The organism is Pyrobaculum organotrophum (genome assembly GCF_055384425.1).
Genome location: NZ_AP042430.1, coordinates 851,770 through 869,003, shown reverse-complemented (window position 1 = coordinate 869,003; position 17,234 = coordinate 851,770). Strand labels below are relative to the sequence as shown.

The 17,234-nt window shown below is 42.6% G+C and carries 23 protein-coding genes; 19 read left to right on the top strand and 4 right to left on the bottom strand.

Annotated elements, in window-relative coordinates; translation table 11 throughout:
• The first annotated feature begins 10 nt into the window (after positions 1-10).
• From proS to ACZ49R_RS05140, 7 genes are all read left to right on the top strand, one after another.
• A complete protein-coding gene (gene proS / locus ACZ49R_RS05170; RefSeq protein ID WP_464734005.1) occupies positions 11-1,477 on the top strand; it encodes a proline--tRNA ligase in 1,467 nt (488 codons plus the stop codon).
• Between the two features lie 95 nt (positions 1,478-1,572).
• Positions 1,573-2,052, top strand: coding sequence for a hypothetical protein (locus ACZ49R_RS05165; protein WP_464734004.1), 480 nt, complete (start codon positions 1,573-1,575; stop codon positions 2,050-2,052).
• A gap of 56 nt (positions 2,053-2,108) precedes the next feature.
• Positions 2,109-2,240 (top strand): hypothetical protein, encoded by a 132-nt coding sequence (locus ACZ49R_RS05160; protein ID WP_464734003.1) that lies wholly within the window; start codon positions 2,109-2,111, stop codon positions 2,238-2,240.
• Positions 2,241-2,724: 484 nt separating this feature from the next.
• Complete coding sequence (locus ACZ49R_RS05155) at positions 2,725-3,021, top strand: 30S ribosomal protein S26e (protein WP_011762572.1); 297 nt, start codon at positions 2,725-2,727, stop codon at positions 3,019-3,021.
• Positions 3,018-3,497, top strand: a complete 480-nt coding sequence (locus ACZ49R_RS05150; RefSeq protein ID WP_464734002.1) for a tRNA (pseudouridine-N1)-methyltransferase — start codon at positions 3,018-3,020, stop codon at positions 3,495-3,497. The genes ACZ49R_RS05155 and ACZ49R_RS05150 overlap by 4 nt, the downstream gene beginning before the upstream one ends.
• Positions 3,498-3,512: 15 nt before the next feature.
• Positions 3,513-4,067, top strand: coding sequence for a CDP-alcohol phosphatidyltransferase family protein (locus tag ACZ49R_RS05145; RefSeq protein ID WP_464734001.1), 555 nt, complete (start codon positions 3,513-3,515; stop codon positions 4,065-4,067).
• A gap of 19 nt (positions 4,068-4,086) precedes the next feature.
• Positions 4,087-4,497, top strand: coding sequence for a DUF2286 domain-containing protein (locus ACZ49R_RS05140; RefSeq protein ID WP_011762569.1), 411 nt, complete (start codon positions 4,087-4,089; stop codon positions 4,495-4,497).
• Here the strand turns inward: ACZ49R_RS05140 and ACZ49R_RS05135 are convergent.
• Complete coding sequence (locus tag ACZ49R_RS05135; protein WP_464734000.1) at positions 4,489-7,053, bottom strand: DNA-directed DNA polymerase I; 2,565 nt, start codon at positions 7,051-7,053, stop codon at positions 4,489-4,491. The two genes, ACZ49R_RS05140 and ACZ49R_RS05135, sit on opposite strands and share 9 nt — an antisense overlap.
• Before the next feature lie 234 nt (positions 7,054-7,287).
• Between ACZ49R_RS05135 and ACZ49R_RS05130 the strand changes: the two genes are divergently transcribed.
• Complete coding sequence (locus tag ACZ49R_RS05130) at positions 7,288-7,701, top strand: hypothetical protein (RefSeq protein ID WP_011762567.1); 414 nt, start codon at positions 7,288-7,290, stop codon at positions 7,699-7,701.
• A 496-nt stretch (positions 7,702-8,197) separates the two neighbouring features.
• Here the strand turns inward: ACZ49R_RS05130 and hmgA are convergent, their stop codons facing one another.
• Positions 8,198-9,397: a hydroxymethylglutaryl-CoA reductase (NADPH) gene (hmgA, locus tag ACZ49R_RS05125; protein WP_464733999.1), complete on the bottom strand. Its 1,200-nt coding sequence runs from the start codon at positions 9,395-9,397 to the stop codon at positions 8,198-8,200.
• A 28-nt stretch (positions 9,398-9,425) separates the two neighbouring features.
• On the opposite strand from hmgA, the gene ACZ49R_RS05120 reads away from it, so the two are divergent.
• The 5 genes from ACZ49R_RS05120 to ACZ49R_RS05100 are packed head-to-tail and all read left to right on the top strand — an operon-like array spanning position 9,426 to position 12,936.
• Positions 9,426-10,532: a thiolase family protein gene (locus ACZ49R_RS05120; protein WP_464733998.1), complete on the top strand. Its 1,107-nt coding sequence runs from the start codon at positions 9,426-9,428 to the stop codon at positions 10,530-10,532.
• 33 nt (positions 10,533-10,565) lie between these two features.
• Complete coding sequence (locus ACZ49R_RS05115; protein WP_011762564.1) at positions 10,566-10,970, top strand: Zn-ribbon domain-containing OB-fold protein; 405 nt, start codon at positions 10,566-10,568, stop codon at positions 10,968-10,970.
• Complete coding sequence (locus ACZ49R_RS05110; protein WP_464733997.1) at positions 10,967-12,019, top strand: hydroxymethylglutaryl-CoA synthase; 1,053 nt, start codon at positions 10,967-10,969, stop codon at positions 12,017-12,019. The genes ACZ49R_RS05115 and ACZ49R_RS05110 overlap by 4 nt, the downstream gene beginning before the upstream one ends.
• Positions 12,020-12,066: 47 nt before the next feature.
• Positions 12,067-12,291 carry a FaeA/PapI family transcriptional regulator gene (locus ACZ49R_RS05105; RefSeq protein WP_011762562.1) on the top strand — a complete coding sequence of 75 codons (225 nt, stop codon included), beginning with the start codon at positions 12,067-12,069 and terminating at the stop codon, positions 12,289-12,291.
• Positions 12,292-12,321: 30 nt separating this feature from the next.
• Positions 12,322-12,936 carry a hypothetical protein gene (locus ACZ49R_RS05100; protein ID WP_464733996.1) on the top strand — a complete coding sequence of 205 codons (615 nt, stop codon included), beginning with the start codon at positions 12,322-12,324 and terminating at the stop codon, positions 12,934-12,936.
• Here ACZ49R_RS05100 and ACZ49R_RS05095 read toward each other — a convergent pair.
• Positions 12,933-13,262 (bottom strand): 30S ribosomal protein S25e, encoded by a 330-nt coding sequence (locus ACZ49R_RS05095; protein ID WP_464733995.1) that lies wholly within the window; start codon positions 13,260-13,262, stop codon positions 12,933-12,935. The genes ACZ49R_RS05100 and ACZ49R_RS05095 overlap by 4 nt on opposite strands.
• A gap of 129 nt (positions 13,263-13,391) precedes the next feature.
• On the opposite strand from ACZ49R_RS05095, the gene ACZ49R_RS05090 reads away from it, so the two are divergent.
• The 5 genes from ACZ49R_RS05090 (at position 13,392) to ACZ49R_RS05070 (ending at position 15,926) form a co-directional block, all read left to right on the top strand.
• Positions 13,392-13,991, top strand: a complete 600-nt coding sequence (locus ACZ49R_RS05090; protein ID WP_464733994.1) for a TATA-box-binding protein — start codon at positions 13,392-13,394, stop codon at positions 13,989-13,991.
• Entirely contained in the window at positions 13,988-14,476 is a 489-nt protein-coding gene (locus ACZ49R_RS05085) for a hypothetical protein (protein ID WP_464733993.1), read from the top strand. Before ACZ49R_RS05090 ends, ACZ49R_RS05085 begins: the two co-directional genes overlap by 4 nt.
• On the top strand, positions 14,473-14,898 hold the full coding sequence (gene hjc / locus ACZ49R_RS05080) for a Holliday junction resolvase Hjc (protein ID WP_011762557.1): 426 nt from the start codon (positions 14,473-14,475) through the stop codon (positions 14,896-14,898). The genes ACZ49R_RS05085 and hjc overlap by 4 nt, the downstream gene beginning before the upstream one ends.
• 81 nt (positions 14,899-14,979) lie before the next feature.
• On the top strand, positions 14,980-15,216 hold the full coding sequence (locus tag ACZ49R_RS05075) for a hypothetical protein (protein WP_464733992.1): 237 nt from the start codon (positions 14,980-14,982) through the stop codon (positions 15,214-15,216).
• Positions 15,217-15,248: 32 nt separating this feature from the next.
• A complete protein-coding gene (locus ACZ49R_RS05070) occupies positions 15,249-15,926 on the top strand; it encodes a metal-dependent hydrolase (protein ID WP_464733991.1) in 678 nt (225 codons plus the stop codon).
• A gap of 134 nt (positions 15,927-16,060) precedes the next feature.
• Here ACZ49R_RS05070 and ACZ49R_RS05065 read toward each other — a convergent pair whose 3' ends face one another.
• Entirely contained in the window at positions 16,061-16,828 is a 768-nt protein-coding gene (locus ACZ49R_RS05065) for a metallophosphoesterase (RefSeq protein ID WP_464733990.1), read from the bottom strand.
• Between the two features lie 172 nt (positions 16,829-17,000).
• Between ACZ49R_RS05065 and ACZ49R_RS05060 the strand changes: the two genes are divergently transcribed.
• Complete coding sequence (locus ACZ49R_RS05060) at positions 17,001-17,213, top strand: hypothetical protein (protein WP_464733989.1); 213 nt, start codon at positions 17,001-17,003, stop codon at positions 17,211-17,213.
• Positions 17,214-17,234 lie beyond the last annotated feature (21 nt).

The following is a 17,234-nucleotide window of genomic DNA, read 5'->3' as shown; positions in this document are numbered from 1 at the left end:
AAGAAGCGCTATGGAACTTTTAAGAGAGGCTAAACCATATACAAAGGATAAACTTAAAACAAATTTAATAGAATGGTTCCATTGGCTTTTAAGAGAAGCGGAGCTGTATGATGTAAGATATCCGGTTAAGGGGGCTTACGTATGGCGTCCTTATGGTATGAAATTAAGGCGTAACGTGGAGAACTTGATAAGGCGTATTCACGATGAAACAGGACACGAAGAAGTGTTATTTCCTGTTTTTATACCCTATGAGTTTTTCAGCAAAGAGTCGCAACACATAAGAGGATTTGAAAAGGAGGTTTTTTGGGTTTCAAAAGGCGGCGAAGGTGGCGAGAGATTAATCCTGAGGCCCACCTCAGAAACTGCAATTATGCCTATGGTGAAGCTATGGATACAAGACTATAAAGATCTACCTCTCCGGTTGTATCAAATAGTTAGTGTATTTAGAGCGGAAACAAAAATGACACACCCCATGATTCGCCTAAGGGAGATTAGCATGTTTAAAGAGGCTCATACTGTACACGCAACTAGAGAAGATGCCGAGAGACAGATTCGGGAGGCTGTGGAGATCTATAAGAGGATTTTTGACGAAATGTGTCTAGCATATATGATAAATAAGAGACCCGACTGGGATAAATTTGCTGGTGCTGAATATACAATAGCATTTGACACTATTCTGCCTGATGGTAGAACTTTACAAATAGGCACTGTACATTACCTTGGCGTAAACTTTACCAAAGTTTTCGAAGTTACGTATCTAGATATAGATGGCACGAGAAAGCTTGCCCACACAACCTCCTACGGTATTTCAGAGAGAAGTATTGCCGCCATGCTTATAACACATGGCGACGATGGAGGTACTACATTGCCTCCAAAATTGGCGCCTATACAAGTAGTTATAGTGCCTATATTCTACGGAGAAGAAGAGATGCCAACGGTTATGAAATTTGTAGACGAAGTATACAGGATGTTGAGAGACGTAGGTATCCGTGTACATATTGACGATAGACGAGATAAAACACCTGGATGGAAGTTTTACTACTGGGAGTTAAAAGGTGTGCCTTTACGCATAGAGGTCGGTAGGCGGGATATAGAAAAGAGACAAGTTGTTGTAACCAGGAGAGATACGCTAGAGAAATACGCCGTATCGCTTGGAGAGCTGGTAGATGCGGTCAAACAACTTATGAGCGTCGTAGAAGACAATTTACGAAAGAGGGCTTGGGAAGATCTAAGAAATAGATTAGTTAAAGTGGAGAAAGTCGAAGATGCAAAAAACGCCATTAGAGAGGGCAAGGTTGTAGAAGTCCCCTGGAGTGGTGACGATGAGTGTGGAGTTAAGTTGCAAGAGCTCGTAGGTGCGGATGCGCTTGGCATTCCTATGGATACAGACCCCTCAATAGGCGGTTTTGATATGCGTGACCTAGCATGTAAAGAAAAACGTGCCGAGTTTTGGCTTAGACTTTCGGAGCGGTACTAGGCCTAACCTAAGCTTACCAACGTCGTCTATACCCCAACAGACAGCATAGACTCAAGAAGTATTTCGTAAATCAAGCCAAGGTGTTCTGGCGCGATGTGGTGTTCTACAGGGCGGTTCCGTTAAACGCCCAACTGAGAGTGGAAAACGAAAGAGACATGGGCAGAGCGGTCTTTGTCGACCTAAAGAGCGGCGTCCTCAAAGTGCGGAGGTTGCAGAGCACATTTGCCGTCCGTCTCAGGAGAAAGACCGTCGAGTGGATAAGGGAGAGACTAGAAGAGGGCGCCAAATTGAAGTTGGCGTTCTTGGGCGTAGAGAGGCGGAGGGGCAAGAGGGGGTCGACTTACGGAAGGTTGTATGTAGCGCTTGTATTCGCCCGCGAAGCGATGCCGGTGGAGCCCAAGGCAATTGTCGCCGTTGATATGAACCGTCTTGACCACGGCGTTACGGCGGGACTCATCGTGGACGGCAGAATCGTCAAACGGTTGAGACTTCCAGATGCGTCAATAGCCAAAGAGTTAAGGAGACTCCACAAGGAGATAAGCCGACTCGAGAGACAGACTGCCGAAGAGAATTAGTACGCTTGTGACGACCGCTTTACTGGCGGCAAAGATTGACGTCATTGTCAAGATGTGTGCCGAGTATCGTCGCCGCGGCCCTACCGCTTAAATCAAGCACTACCACGGCCATGAAGACGTTGGCAACGACGGCGAGTCAAGGCGCATCGGCGAAGAGCGGGTTCACCCAAAATCCACAGACAGAGTGACGGCGGTTTTGCCAAATCCCGTGCCGATGGCCACGTATACCGTCGGTCGGTTCATGGTCTTATAGACTCAGAAGACAAAGTGTGAAAGAGACGTGTTGAAAAGTGCTTGAGAGTCTGAATTGTCACGTAGATCATGCCGACGTAGAAAATATAACCTAACATTAAGGGTAGCTAAACGTCAGGTTATGGCAGAAGAATGGGGTTGGTTCATCGCGTAAGCTAATTTATGGGGGCGACTACGCCTAATTGTAGTCAACACTAAAAACTTTTGGCTTGTCGCATGTACTCTTCACTAACAGAAATTCACCCTCTCCATATATGCTTCACATGTACGTCTACAGAACGCTAAAGGTGAAGATACCATGGCGTCTCATCAAGGAGGGATCAAACGTCCTAGACCTTGCAATGTATATGTGTCTAGAGGGTTGGGTACTGCAAAGGGGGTAATAGGCAAAAATTTAAAAATTACTTAAGTAAAGGCGTTGTGCCTAAAAAGAGGAAAAATAGAGGTCGTAAAAAGGGCGATAAGGGACGGGAGCCATATGTATATTGTGATAACTGTGGGAAAATTATGCCGAGATCTAAAGCCGTTAGATTAACAGTTCCTTACTCCCCTGTGCCACCAGACTTAGCCAGAGAATTGGAAAAACAGGGCGCGATAATCCCACGTTATCTAGTTACCAAGACTTACTGCATTAACTGCGCAGTATTCTTTGGTATAATCAAGGTAAGACCTCGAGAGGAGAGAAAGAAAAAAGTGCCATTACAACAGGTCATTTGAGTTTTTTAATAAAGAGCGACGTAGCTTGTCCTTGGTCCGTAGATCTACATAATCTTGTTAAGAATAGATTTGACGTACTTATAGACTTTCTCGTAGAGTCTCTACGTGGCGGTGCACGCGAGGTATATATTATGTTATGTGAAGGAACGACATATCGCGTCACGTCTTACCCCTCCGACCGTACGCATGCGGTGGCCAGCTGGCTCCTCTCGTTACCAAGTTTTAAAAGCGATCTAAAGACTATAGTTGGGCGGTTTAGACACGTCTATTATTTACATGAAAGGGGAATAGATGTGTCTGAAATTGCTCTTACGTCAGACGGGCTTTATATCTTTGGCGATCACGATGGTCTTTCGCAAGAGGATGAAGAGATATTATCAAAACACGCTGTATGGATATCGCTGGGGCCTGTCCCATATATGTCTTGGCAAGCCGCAGCATATGTGGCATATTTAATTTCTCAACTTCAAAAATAACAAGATTTATTTGCTATGGTTTCCGAAAAACTAAGAAGGTTCATAAACTTAGACAGAATAGGCAGGTTTATACCGCTTGACCCAAATATATTGACTATAGCTTCTGCGCTAGTTGCATGGGGTGGTGTGCCGCTTGTGTTGCTTTTTAACTGCCCGCCTTGGCTTTTTATATTGGTATCAGGGCTCTTAGATGGCCTAGATGGAGCAGTAGCTAGAAGTAGAGGCACTGTGACAAAAAAAGGCGCATTCTTAGATTCATTTCTAGATAGGTACTCAGATGCGGCATATCTTTTGTATTTTATACCGTACCTAGATCTTCTGATGCTATACATTGGCCTAGTTGGCACATTTGCAATTAGCTACGCCAGATGTAGAGGTGAAACGCTTGGCGTAGAGGTTAGGGGGATTGGCTTTATGGAACGTGGAGAGCGTGTAGCTTACCTCTTTTTAACAGCGCTCTTTATTGAGGTTGCTCATTATTATACGAAATACTTGCTCTATGTATATGTGTCGTTGGTCAATATTGCAGCGTTATACCGTGGTTTAACCGTTTTTAGAAAGTTTAAATAACCTAGAAGGGAGAGAGACAATGAGTGTCGTTGCAAAGATTTCGAAAAACTCTGTAGTAAGCAAAGAGGTGGTGAATAAAGATGTAACAGAGGCGGTGAAGGAGATAGCTGTGGAGTTATTAAAGTCTTGGAATCCTACGAGCTCCGATTTCATAATTCTAAGGGATTTCTACTCAGTATCATATCCAGCGCCATTAGCTAAAGAGCTTTTGGAGAAGGTTAGGAAGTATTCGCCTAAAAGGATAGAGGATAGAGTTGAAGTGACGTTGCCAATATATGAAATTTTTTACGAGGCCAGATGGGCTGGAGAGAGTCTTCAAGTTGATAATGCCACGGTGGTGTTTCCATATATTGACGATGTTACAACAGAGGAAGTTTTAAAAGGCGTCTTAACAGGCTTATCTGGCGTTGAAGAGGAGGAGCTAGAGTAAACGTGTTGCGCCTCTTAGCTCTTCGATAGAGACTCCCATAGCCTCTAGAATTTGTTCGAGAGAAGTGCTTATGTACTCTAAGTACTTCTTTTCATCTATCTCATCTATCCGTGCAAGTTGTATAGGTTTAACGCCGACAGAATCCTTAGTCTTGATTAGAATTATAGCGTCGCCTTTGCCTATCTGTATTCCGTACTTTAATAGTTGCTCAGCGGCTTTTACATGCTGAGGCCTATTCTTAGTGTATTCAGATAAGTTTTTGCTTAATACCATCTTTATACCTAGCTTATCTAGTGTTATTCTCTTCTCCCTAATCTTTGTTTCGGCTTCTTTCACCATTGCTATAATTATATCTCTCACTTTAATTATATCATCTACACTATTTATATTTTTCAAGTTATTTATAATGTCTTCAACAAGCTCTTTTACAAAAGGTGGAGCGTTACGCTTTTTAGCAACAATGCCTTTGACTATAACGCTTCCATCATTTGTTATGCCAAGGTAGTTTTTCTTTCTGCCGCTAAACATAACAAACTTGTATACTTTGTCAAGCTCGATATCTATGCCGATTTCTTCTGCATGTTTTATCAACTCTTTAATCTTATCTTCAGTAACATTCCATAGAAATAGCGAGTCTGTATCACCATAGACCGGGATTAGCCCTAGCTCTATTGCCTTAAGAACTGTACTTGTCATTATATACCTCGCTAACGCTGTTGTTAATTCAGCGACTGGCGGACAATATAGCGGAAACGTCTCAGCGCCAAAGACGCCGTATGATGCGTTTATGAAAACCTTCATTGCGCTTTGAACTACATCATATAACTGTCTCTCGATAGGAGAAGATGCGGTTTTCGCAAGTTTCTTATATACATGGACTCTGAGATCTCTCAAGATTCCAACTAGCGTGCTTGTAAGCCCTGGCCTATCGCGACATACTGTATGAGGAAGTTCTGGGATTGGTTTTTCGGCATCTTGGCGACAGTTTACAGTTTCGTAAGATAAGTTCCATTTGCTTATGATAGATGGATATAGAGAGGCGAAGTCTAAGACGTAGACGTTGAAAAATATGCCTAGGGGCGGGTCTAAGACTACAGCTCCTGCATATTTCTTTCCCTTAATAATCGCCTTGGTGTGAACAGCCCCCTTCTCCTTTAAGATATCCTCCTTATTGGGGATAAGCCATCCCCTTTTTCTGTGTTCATAATAGAGCATATTCCGAATCCAAGCAGATACTTGAGATCTTGTTATATCCTCTATAGGCATTTTAGCGATTCTGGATAATAACATTATCAGCTTCATGACCATTTCGCTGTTGTATAGAGTGAAATAGAGAGTGATTAAAGCGTCTCTGTAGTTATACTCTGCAAGTTCCCAGTACCCCATTCTAGACACGTTTTTCTGTCTTTCCACCTTGCCCACGCCGAGTATTGCATAAGCTATTCCATCAAGCCCTCTCTCGCCTCTATAGACGCCGCCAAATGCATAAGCCTCTATAGCCTTTATTGCAAAGAATTTATACATGTCTATATGAACGCCGGGAGCCACGCTGACGTAATCTCTTTTCACAGTTATGGGTATTTCTTCTCTTGGTATGCCGAGTGCAATAGCTCTATTATACAGATATGGTAAATCGAAGTTGTCGCCGTTGAATGTTATTACGATTGGATATTGTACTATGGTCTTAAATACTTCTCTAATCAGCTCATACTCGCTGTCGAAAAATAGTATCTCGTAATCAGGTCTATATTTGAGCTCAGCCTCAATTTCAGGTCTTTTCAGCATTAGTACACGTTTAAGCCCGTCGCTTCCTACTAATGCCACAGAAATAATCTCATACTCAGCCTCCTTTGGATCTGGGATCTTATTTTCTTGAGGTGTGTAAACTTCTACGTCTATTGCTACTCTCCTTATGTGTGGTACAGGCGCTTGGAAAAGTGGTATCCACTCTTCTGCAACTTTTGCATGTTCTGGCTTGAAAACGCTACTCAGTGTTTGTCTTACCTCAGGCGGAATTACAATCTCTACGGGAGTTAATCCGTTGCCGTTTGTCTGATACCACATTCCTGGTATGACGTTTCTATCAAAGAGATAGCTATGGTGGTACTTTATTCTAGATTCCCATGTTTCTCCTAGGATATCTCTTAGCGAATTTTTGCCGCCGCCGATAGAAAGCGGGTCTTTGGCGTATACTTTAGTTACCAAGATTTTTTTATCATATAGAGCATTATATTTCTCCTCTACGTCAAGGTGACTGAAGCCCGGATGACGTAAAACTTCGGGAAATTTCTCAGCTATCTCTTCTGGTGTCTTGTTAGTTATAAGATAGGGTTTATGTCCCGTTTTATCATACCAGTAATATATAACATCGCCTATTGGATCGTAAAACTTCACTAGTGCCTTACCCTCAGATCCATCATATACAACGGCTAAAACGATGGAGGGCGGCACTGTATTAGAGACGACGCCCTTTACCCTCCCCTCTTCTATTGCCTCGCCTTCATATTCCTTAGTTTCCTCTTCTTCGAGTTCTACCTCCTCCTCGAACTCTAACACATAGCTATATCCAGACGAGGAATAAAAATTAACAACAGTATTACATCGGGGGAGATTCAACAGCCCCCGTCCATGATTGCGAGACCTACGGTTGTAATGATGTTAAGAACAAGATATGTGCCAACATTCTGATAAGGCTGAATGCCACGGCTTCAAATTTTTGCGTCAGAATTTAACCTAAGTCGCTGTTTTTACTTCTACGAAAACTTATAAACTATACCTTATTGAAGTTACGTGGTAATTTATGTTTCTCCACATAAGACGGATAATAGGACGTCTGTTGCTACAGATTTAAAGCGGATTATAATCACAGAGATTATAAATGAGGCTATACACGGTGTGACGATACTCGACGAGCGAGGTGTACCGCTTATACACCACTTGCCTAATACTCTTACTGCAAAAACATTACGGCAAGTGTCAAACCTCATTGAGATAATAAGTATAATAAAGCAGAATCATGACGAAAATTTAGGTGAACTTAATTATGTCACCATAAAGTACGCCAATTATAAAGTTGGAATATTCGAACTTCCTAATAAGAAAGGTTGGTTAATTGTGTTTGTTAATCCTCTTTGGCACATAGAGAATTTATTACCAAAAATACGTCAATTTGCCCATAGAATTAGCCAAAGCATTACTTCTTAGCTCTAGTCCTCCTCCATTGTGCGCAGCCCCTGAAGGGTCTTGACCCCGGGCAAGAGAGTCTGAATTGTCTGGGCTTAGCGACAGCCCCTGTGATAATCAGACCCCAGAGCTGGGGGTGTGATACACGGGAAAGAGAGAGCTCTGGGAAAAAGCTAAGTTACTGCCGCTGGTGTTATAAGAATGACTCAGGCCTTAGAGAAACAACATCGTCTTTGTTGTTGACAAGATGCGCGATGAGACTTACCTAGAGCAGAGGCAGAGCGACGAAAGCGGAGATAGGAAAACATATCTACGGTGGATTAAGACAGTGGAGGAGGAGTTCGACGACGTTAACCCAGTGGTATAATCTTCCATATCCGGAAGAGAGACGGTTCATCACTGTCTGTCCAGGACGTAGAGTCAAGGTGAAAGAAGAGGATTAACTAAAGGCAAAACAAAAACACTCCATTTTTCCATCTCAAATCTTAGTATCTAGCTTTTTAAACTCAAAAGTTCTCTATGTCCCTTTAGCTCTACCCAATCTTTGATGGGCTGAAGCCAATTCGTTTCGTGTAAGAGCCAGAAGCAGATTTAGCTCCCCAGCTAACACCGCTGAGGCTACAATTTCCGCAAATTTTAGAGCGTTGGTGCCAGGCGGGTTCCCTGGGCCTGCCACCCCTAACAGTTCTAAAGCCTCTCGTTGCGTAGGTAGCCCTGTTCCACCACCTACGGTGCCGACTTCTAGACTGGGCAGAAATACAGATATGTATAAGCCCTCTTCTCTAGGTTCAGTCGTCGTTATGCCCATGCTAGACTCAACAACTTGTGCTACGTCTTGCCCTGTTGCGATAAATATTGCTGCTATAATGTTGGCGAAATGTGCATTAAAACCGTATGAATGCGCTAATGCCGAGCCTATGAGATTTTTCTCGACGTTTACGTTGTGAACATCTTCAGGAGAGACTCCAAATTTTTTCAATACATCTCTCTTTATCAACGCCTCTGCTATTACAGTTTTACCTCTACCTAATATAAAGTTCACAGCATTGGCTTTTTTATCAACGCACATATTTCCGCTAAGTGCCACAAGTTTTGCTTCAGGGAACTTCTCACTTATATATTTCGCAATAGCGTCTGTGGCTATAGTAACCATATTCATACCCATGGCGTCCCCCGTAGAGAAGACGAATCTTAGCCACACGTAATTCCCAACTATAAAGGGTTGTACTTCTTTTAATTTCCCATGTTTAGTCGTAGACTCTGCTACCTTTTTCAATTCGTCAAAATGTTGATATACCCACTCTACAAATTTTATGGCTTCTATAACTGACTGTAGTTTAAACAAAGGCGCCCTGGTCATGCCATCTTTTAAGACTTTTACCCTAGTACCACCAGACTCTGTAATTATTTTTGCCCCTCTGTTTACCGAGGCGACAAGCGCCCCCTCAGTAGTTGCGAGCGGGATGTAAAAATGGCCGTTTGCATAATCGCCTTTTATCAATAAGGGGCCTGCGACGCCAACTGGTATCTGCACAGCCCCTATGACGTTTTCTATATTTTTTCCGACAACAGTGTTTAGATCTATCGTCGTCTTGCCTATATTTTCCAACTTTACACCTGTTACTCTCTCTAAAAACTGGCGTCTTGCCTCGGCTGCTTTATTGGCGTCGCCATATATTTTTTCAAACTCGTGTAACTTAACTTCCATTAAAAACATTTTAATAAGTTGGCTTTATAACTCTTCGATGAGAGACGTATACATTGTAGGAGGGGCCTTATATCCCGCGGGGAGACATTATGGTAAAAATATTGATGACATGGCTGCAGAAGTTTTAGACAAAGCATTAGCAGAAGCAAAGACAGATATTGAAGCCGTTTTTATAGCATCATCAACTGCCGAGCTTGCAAACAAACAGCAGATCTTGGGCGCGTATGTACTGGAGTCTCTCGGTCTTGATAAAATACCCGTATTTAGAATAGAAAACGGCGATGGATCTGGAGGGGCTGCCATAGCTTTGGCGCATCATGTCTTGAAATCGGAGGAGTACAACTGTGTCGCTGTTGTGGGTGTCGATAAGCCAAACGACGTATTAAGTAACCAACAACAAGATATCTACGCTACAACTCTTGATACCTATTTTGAGAGATACTTCGGTATTACCCCGTTGGCATATGCGGCATTAATGGCAAAGGTATACTTGAGAAAGTATGAATACAGGTATGAAGAGTTGGCACAGTGGGCGGTGTTAATGCATAAACATGGTGCAAACAACCCCTACGCATATCTTAGAAGGCAGATAAAAATTGAAGACGCCATTAATAGTGAGCTTGTCAGTGAGCCATTGCGCCTATATGATATTGGCCCCCTCGCAGACGGTGCTGCAGCTGCCGTATTGTGTAACAACAAAAAAGATGGTCCACGCATACTATCGGCATCTGTTTCTACAAACGCCATACCATTTAACCTAAGGCAAGATTATGACATCCTCTATAGCGCACAAGAGGCAGCGAAAAAAGCGCTTGAAAAAGCAAAAGTCACTCCCAGAGATATAGCGACGGCGGAGGTACACGACTCTTTCTCTATATTTGGTATACTTGCACTAGAGAGTCTCGGTTTTGTAAAAAGAGGTGGCGCGTTAGCGGCTATAAGAGAAGGCGATTTACCTATTAATCTCAGCGGCGGCCTTAAATCCAGAGGTAACATACTCGGCGCCACTGGGGTTTACCAATTAGTGGAGGTTGCTTGGCAACTTATAGGCAGAGAATTCAAACGTGTAGACGGAGATTATGGGTTGGTGCACAATATGGGGGGTGTTGATAAAGTGTCGACAGTTGTCGTTGTTGGAGTATGACAAGATATAAAAAGAGAGTGATAATGTGTTAATATGAAACACGAGTCAGTGCCAATATACTGGAGAAATATCCCTCATTACTATCGTCTTGTAGCTAAGAGATGTAAAAAATGTGGTGCAGTTTACTTTCCGCCAGTTATAAAATGCCGATGTGGTTCTAAGGAGTTGGAAGACTTTGAACTTCCGCATGAGGGAAAACTCGTGGAGTTTACAGTATTGTATCAGGTTGGCACAGATTTTCTCAAACAAAAGCCCTTAGTAATAGGGCTTGTCGAACTTTCTAATGGCGTTAAGGTAGTAGGCCAGATAGTAGATGTTCAGCCGGAAAAGCTCACGCAAGGAGCGAAAGTAGAAGCTGTATTTCGTAGGGTTATGGTAGATGGGAAATATGGGCTTGTCATGTATGGTTATAAGTTTAGGCCGGTTGATGGGGTATGAGCCGCGTTGGTATAGTAAGTTGGGGCGCGTATATACCAAAATACCGGATTAGGACAGAGGAGGTGGCTAAAATCTGGGGTGATGACCCTCTACGAATTGTAGATCTGTATCTTGTTGATGAAAAGAGTGTAGAGGGAATAGACGAAGATGCTGTAACCATAGCGGTTGAGGCTGCTAAGAGAGCTTTGAAGAGGGCGAGGATAGACCCAAAGCGTATAGGGGCGATTTATGTCGGTACGGAATCTAAGCCATATGCCGTAAAGCCAATATCTTCTATACTAGTAGACGCGTTGGGGCTTAGCAATAACGTGTTTGCTGTCGATATGGAATTTGCATGTAAGGCAGGTAGCGAGGGCCTAATGGCAGCTATGGGGCTTGTAGAATCTGGTAGAATTGAATATGGTATGACGGTAGGTGCGGATACGTCGCAAGGAGAGCCCGGCGAGCATTTAGAATACTCTGCCAGCAGTGGAGGGGTTGCATTAATTGTGGGGAGAGATGGTATAGTCGCAGAGCTGGAGGCTGCGTATTCGTTTGTATCGGATACGCCCGACTTTTGGAGAAGAGAGGGATCACCATATCCTATGCACGGAGAGGGTTTTACAGGGGAGCCTGCATATTTTCGTCACATTATAGGAGCTACTAGAGGTCTCATGGAAAAATATGGATATAAGCCCTCTGACTTTACATATGCGGTATTTCATCAACCAAATGGCAGATTTCCAGTTCGTGTAGCATCGATGTTAAACATTCCTATAGAGAAGGTAAAGCCAGGAATTGTAGTTACACACATAGGCAATACGTATAACGCCTCAGCATTAATGGGATTTGCCAAGATCCTTGACATGGCCAAACCCGGAGACAAAATATTACTTGTGCCGTTTGGAAGCGGTGCTGGGTCTAATGCATATGTATTTACTGTCACAGATACAATTCTAGAAAGACAAAAAACGGACGTGCCTACTGTGGAGCAGATGTTGCGTGACAAGATATACATAGACTATGCGCAGTATCTAAAAATGCGTAAAATGATAAAATTATTTGAATAACACGCTACTTAAACCATCGTGAAAAAATAGCGTACATTACTTTTTACATGCCGAGAAGACAAACAGATAAGATCTTTGAGAGGAAGGAACAGGTTATAGAATATCTCAAAATGTACGGTGAACTTACCACCAGTAGACTTATTCAGTTAACAGGGCTTAGTCACTCTCAAGTGTTTTACATACTAAAGTTGTTAGAGAAAGAAAATGTAGTGAAGGAGATTAAGAGGGGTAAAATAGCATATTGGAGACTTGTTGAAGCTAAAGAGGCTTAGGCTTTTAAAACGACGTCATATGTAAATTTAGTGCTCTCAGAGTTGTATAAAGCCGGAAAAATCAAACAAGAGGCACTTGGAGTTCTTGCAAAGACTATAATATGCATAAAGATCGGGTGTCTACCCTCGGGGCCTGAGGTTATCTTTGGCAATGTAGTTCTACAACTTGCTGAGTCTTTATCTACATCAAAGTCCAAACAAGCTCAGCCTAAGGCTCTTAAACAGGAGAAGACTCTACAACAACCTAAGTTGGAGAACCTTAGATCCTCTAGAGTCCAAGTACAATTAGAGAGTGACAAGTCTAAGTCTGTAGAGTCTAAGGAACCTAAGAGTGAAACTAAGGTAGAGCTTGTAAAAGAGGAGCGCATAAGTCTAGATAAACTCACTACATTACTGGCAGAAGAGGCAAAAGTAGATAAGGCAAAGGCAGACAGTGTAATAAACACTTTGTTTAACTACTTATCCGTATATCCTAGCGTAGGCGTATTAAGACTAATAGAAGATATTGCAAGAATGACAAAGGTAGAAGGCAGAGTAGTTAGAGCCGCGTTAGAAATCTTAAGATCTGCAGATTTGATAGACTTAAAGGAGGAGGGGGTAGTGAATTTGAAGAGACAAATTAGACGTGGAGAATTGCCACTCTAGCTCCTCCTAGGTATATATATCTCAGTTCGATGGCCTTTAGAGACCAAGACTAAGTCCCCTCTTTCGCTTAAGTTTCTTAATATTTTAAACGCCACCGACATTTTAATACCATATTTAGAAGCTATTTCATATGGCGTGATAACTCTCATATTCTGAATATCCTTGGCAATAGTTTGAAACAGCTTTTCGTCAAGTATTTGTATTGTCCTTTTGGTTTGTGTCTCCTCTTTTTTAGTCTCTTTCTTTGACTTTTGAACTTGTTGTTCTTTTTCTTTTTCAGCCTTTTTGGCAAGTTGGCTTAATGTGGGCTTTTTCTTTCCGCCCATAAGCTAAAACAAGTATCCCTATAAAAAACCTTTGCAATATAATTCTCGCGGCTTCTGTAGCCGGGATTTTCCTGAGAACTATACTGTTTTAAACCAAGCATATTTAAATAGAGGTTTATAAATTGTCATATGGAGTCTGGCGGACCAACTTATCGTATCGAGAATATCGTGGCAACGGTAAATCTAGGTGTGGAATTAGACTTGGAGAAACTCGCCGAAAGACTTGCAATGGCAGAATATAACCCAGATCAATTTCCTGGCTTAATCCTCAGGTTAACAAAACCTAGGATTTCTGCGTTGATCTTCCGCACGGGCAAAATGGTTTGCACAGGCGCAAAAAACGAAGAGGATTTAAAAAACGCAGTTAGAGCATTAGTGAAGTTGCTCAGAGACCACGGCGCCGAGGTTCCGTTTGATCCTGAAGTTCAGGTACAGAATATTGTAGCTAGCGGTAATCTACATGCTGAAGTCGATTTGGAGCAGGCAGTATTGATGCTAGAGAATGCTATGTATGAGCCAGAGCAATTTCCTGGCCTTATATATAGGATGTCATCGCCTAGAGTTGTCATGTTAATATTTGGCTCTGGTAAAATTGTCTGTACAGGGGCTAAGTCAGAGAGAGATGTTGCTACGGCCGTTCAAAAACTTTACAACCAGCTGAAGGATCTAGGTGTACTATATATAGAGGAGGGTGGCAGAGAGGAAGAGGAAGAGTTGGAAGAGTTGTGATATTTTTATACAGTGAGAGAATCCTCGATGTAGACCTTGTACAGGTCGTGCCGACGTGCGAAGCCTACGATCACAGAGTGATTCCTCTTGTGTCAGAAGATCTACGCTGTCTTTATACTGCTATCCGCAAAGCAAGTCAAGGAGTTGTTTTAAAAACTAGAAGTAGACTCTGGCTATCTCTTGCACGCGAAATTAGGCTAGACTTGCCTATTTATATATGGGGTCTCTCTATAAGAAGGAGGAATATAATACCGATATATCATGCGGTTGAATATCGAGGACGTGGAATTTACTATGCGAGAAATAAGTCTGAGCTTGAAGTACTTGTTGGGAAAGCTATAGATGGCGTGCTACTAGACGTCAGAGGATTTGACCCACTTTTTGTGGAACAGGTAGTCAAGGGAGGTATGGAATGTGAATGCGAAAGGTGTGACATCGTAGAGAGACTATTATGCAATGCATATAAAGAGATAGAGATACTATGAACACAAAGAGAAAGGGTTCTGCAAAGGAGAGAGAATTGGCAAACTACCTATGGGAACGTGGCTGTGCTGTATTACGCGGCTGTTCATCAGGAGGTGGCGTTAGAAAGAGGTATGTGCCAGATCTAGTAGTTATATGTCGGGGGACCGTCTTAGTATTTGAAGTTAAATATAGGTCTAAACATACGTCAATTAAGATAGAGACTGAAAAGCTAGAGCGCTTAATTGAATTTGCCAAGCGAGCCGGAGGCAAGGCTTTACTTTTAATTAAATATGGGAGGAACCCTTGGAAAGTTCTAGAGATTAGAGACAGGGTAGGGCGGGACGAGTACGAAAAAGCGATGGACTTAAGGACGTTTATAGAATCTCTCTTTACGGCCAAACTGGAGGATTTCATCATTAAGAGAGACAATGAACGTTTATAGACAGGTTAGTCTTCGTCGGCTTGAAAAGTAACGAAAACTTCTTTCAACACTATTTATAAACTTCGCAATATGCAATAACCTGTGAAGGAACTTGAGAAGGTAGTAGATTTAGCTAAAAGAGCCGGTATGGGATCTGTTAAGTATGTCAAGTGGAGCTACTCGCCTGCGTCAGATACATACCATGTAAAGATATATCTAGTAAAGCCGTTAGAATGGAGGATTCTTAGTGAAATTATTAAAGAGGTAGAAAGGGTGTTTTCGGTAAAAATATACGTTCCTCATGCTCGCGTGTTGCGGTTAGATCTTAGGAAGAAGTGAGAAATTTTATTAATTCGGGACTTGTACGCTATATGCAAATTAGATGGTTCGGTCATGCTGCGTTTATACTAGAAAGCGGTAGTTTAAAGATATTAATTGACCCATGGATCTCCAATCCTCTTTCGCCGGTTTCGCTACAGGACGTAAAAAATCTAAAGCCAACCCATATATTGGTTACACACGATCATTTTGATCATTTAGGCGATGCCATAGATATAAGTAAAGCTACTGGAGCGCCTATTGTTGGCACCTATGAGCTAACGCTTGAGGTGGCTGAGAAGGGTATACCCGAGGCTCAAACTCTGCCTATGAACATCGGCGGTACTATTAAGTTAGGCGATGGCGTAGAGATATATATGACTCAAGCTTTACATACAGCAAATAGAGGCGCACCGTCTGGTTTTGTAATAGCAACGCCTGAGGGCACTGTTTATCATGCCGGCGACACAGGGCTTTTTAAAGATATGGAACTTATAGCAGAGTTGTACGACATAGACGTGGCTTTATTGCCGATTGGAAGTGTTTTCACCATGGGGCCGCGTGAAGCCGCAATAGCTGTACAGTTGTTAAGACCTAAAAAAGTTGTGCCGATGCATTATAATACATTCCCACTTATAAAACAAGATCCCGAAGATTTCAAATCGCGGGTAGAAGCTATTTCACGTGTAAAAGTCTATCTAATGAAGCCAGGAGATACGCTCAAGATATAGCTTTTGCCACATTGGTAAGGCTGTCATCTTTTTTATTTAAAATATTTAAAACACTATGAATATTATGATGCGTAGATGTGCGTAGCGGGCAGCGCCTGAGGGTTGATGATCTCATCTCGAGGCGAAAAATTGTGTTATGCTACGTTTTGTAAATCAGCAAGAGTTCCTAAGAATGTCATGTCTGTAAGATACACTTCTATATTTTCTGCGTTCCACTCTATGTGTTTAAGAATTGTGCGTCCGCTAGAGATTAGTTGTGGTATTTCTTTAACGTCTACTCCAGTTATAAGTGGGTGAGCGGCCGGCAATATAACTATGCTTATCTTACCCCTTCTTTTACAAGGCTCGCCGTATAGAGATTTACAAAGTTTTGTGCGAGATGTGTATATTTTAAGTATTGCAGGTTCTTTAACTGTGTATCCGATCTCATCTCTAATTACGACAGCAGGATGTGTATGTCCCATCACGATTACTTCTGCTTTTTCTAAGTCTTGTGCCGCCGGTTTTACATGGCCGTGGAGAAGTAGAAACTTATTGAGCAACACTCCGTGTGCTGAAGTAATTTCGACACCTTCTATGTCAGCTGCTATTTCCTGTAGTAATGAGTCATGGTTTCCAGGTATCAAAAGCAAGGGGACTTTCTTTGCTATAGCTCTGAGAAATGTCTTAACTTCGTCTATGCTTTCCCGCGGGATGGGAAGTTCGTGTTTTACATCGCCAAGAATTGCAACAGAAGAGACATTATGAAAATCCGCGAGTTCTAGGATCTTTTCTACCAGTCTGTTAGTTTGACTGATTATGTTTATCCCTCTTTCTCTTCTAAGTTCAACTTCGTAACCAACGTGGGTATCTGCTAATAGCAAGATTTTTTCATGTCGAAGTGGCAAAACTACACCGCGCACGTCGTACCACAACTGTATTTTTTTAAGTTGAGATACCATAGGGGTTTTGTGTATCTCCCCACCTCTCTCTTGGCCTTTCTCTGGGGGGCTTGGGGGGTCTGTTTTGGGTGTGTCGGGGGGTCTTATGTGGCCGTAGGTTGCCGCCGGGGGGCCAAGCGTCGTTCATGTGTAGTTGGAGTTGGGTGGTGATGGCCGGGGGGTTGTTTCTAGCCCCCAGTTGTCTGAGACGCCGCTTTGCTTCTTCGCCAAATACGTCTCGTCCCCCACTGCGTCAACTACGATCGCGGCTTGCCAGCTTTATGATCTCGCAGGCGGCGTTCTCAGAGTGCGGAAGTTGGGCATACCGCCGTTTGTTGTAAAATTGAAGAAGAGCGACATCTCTTAGATCAGAAAACGGTTGGAAGAG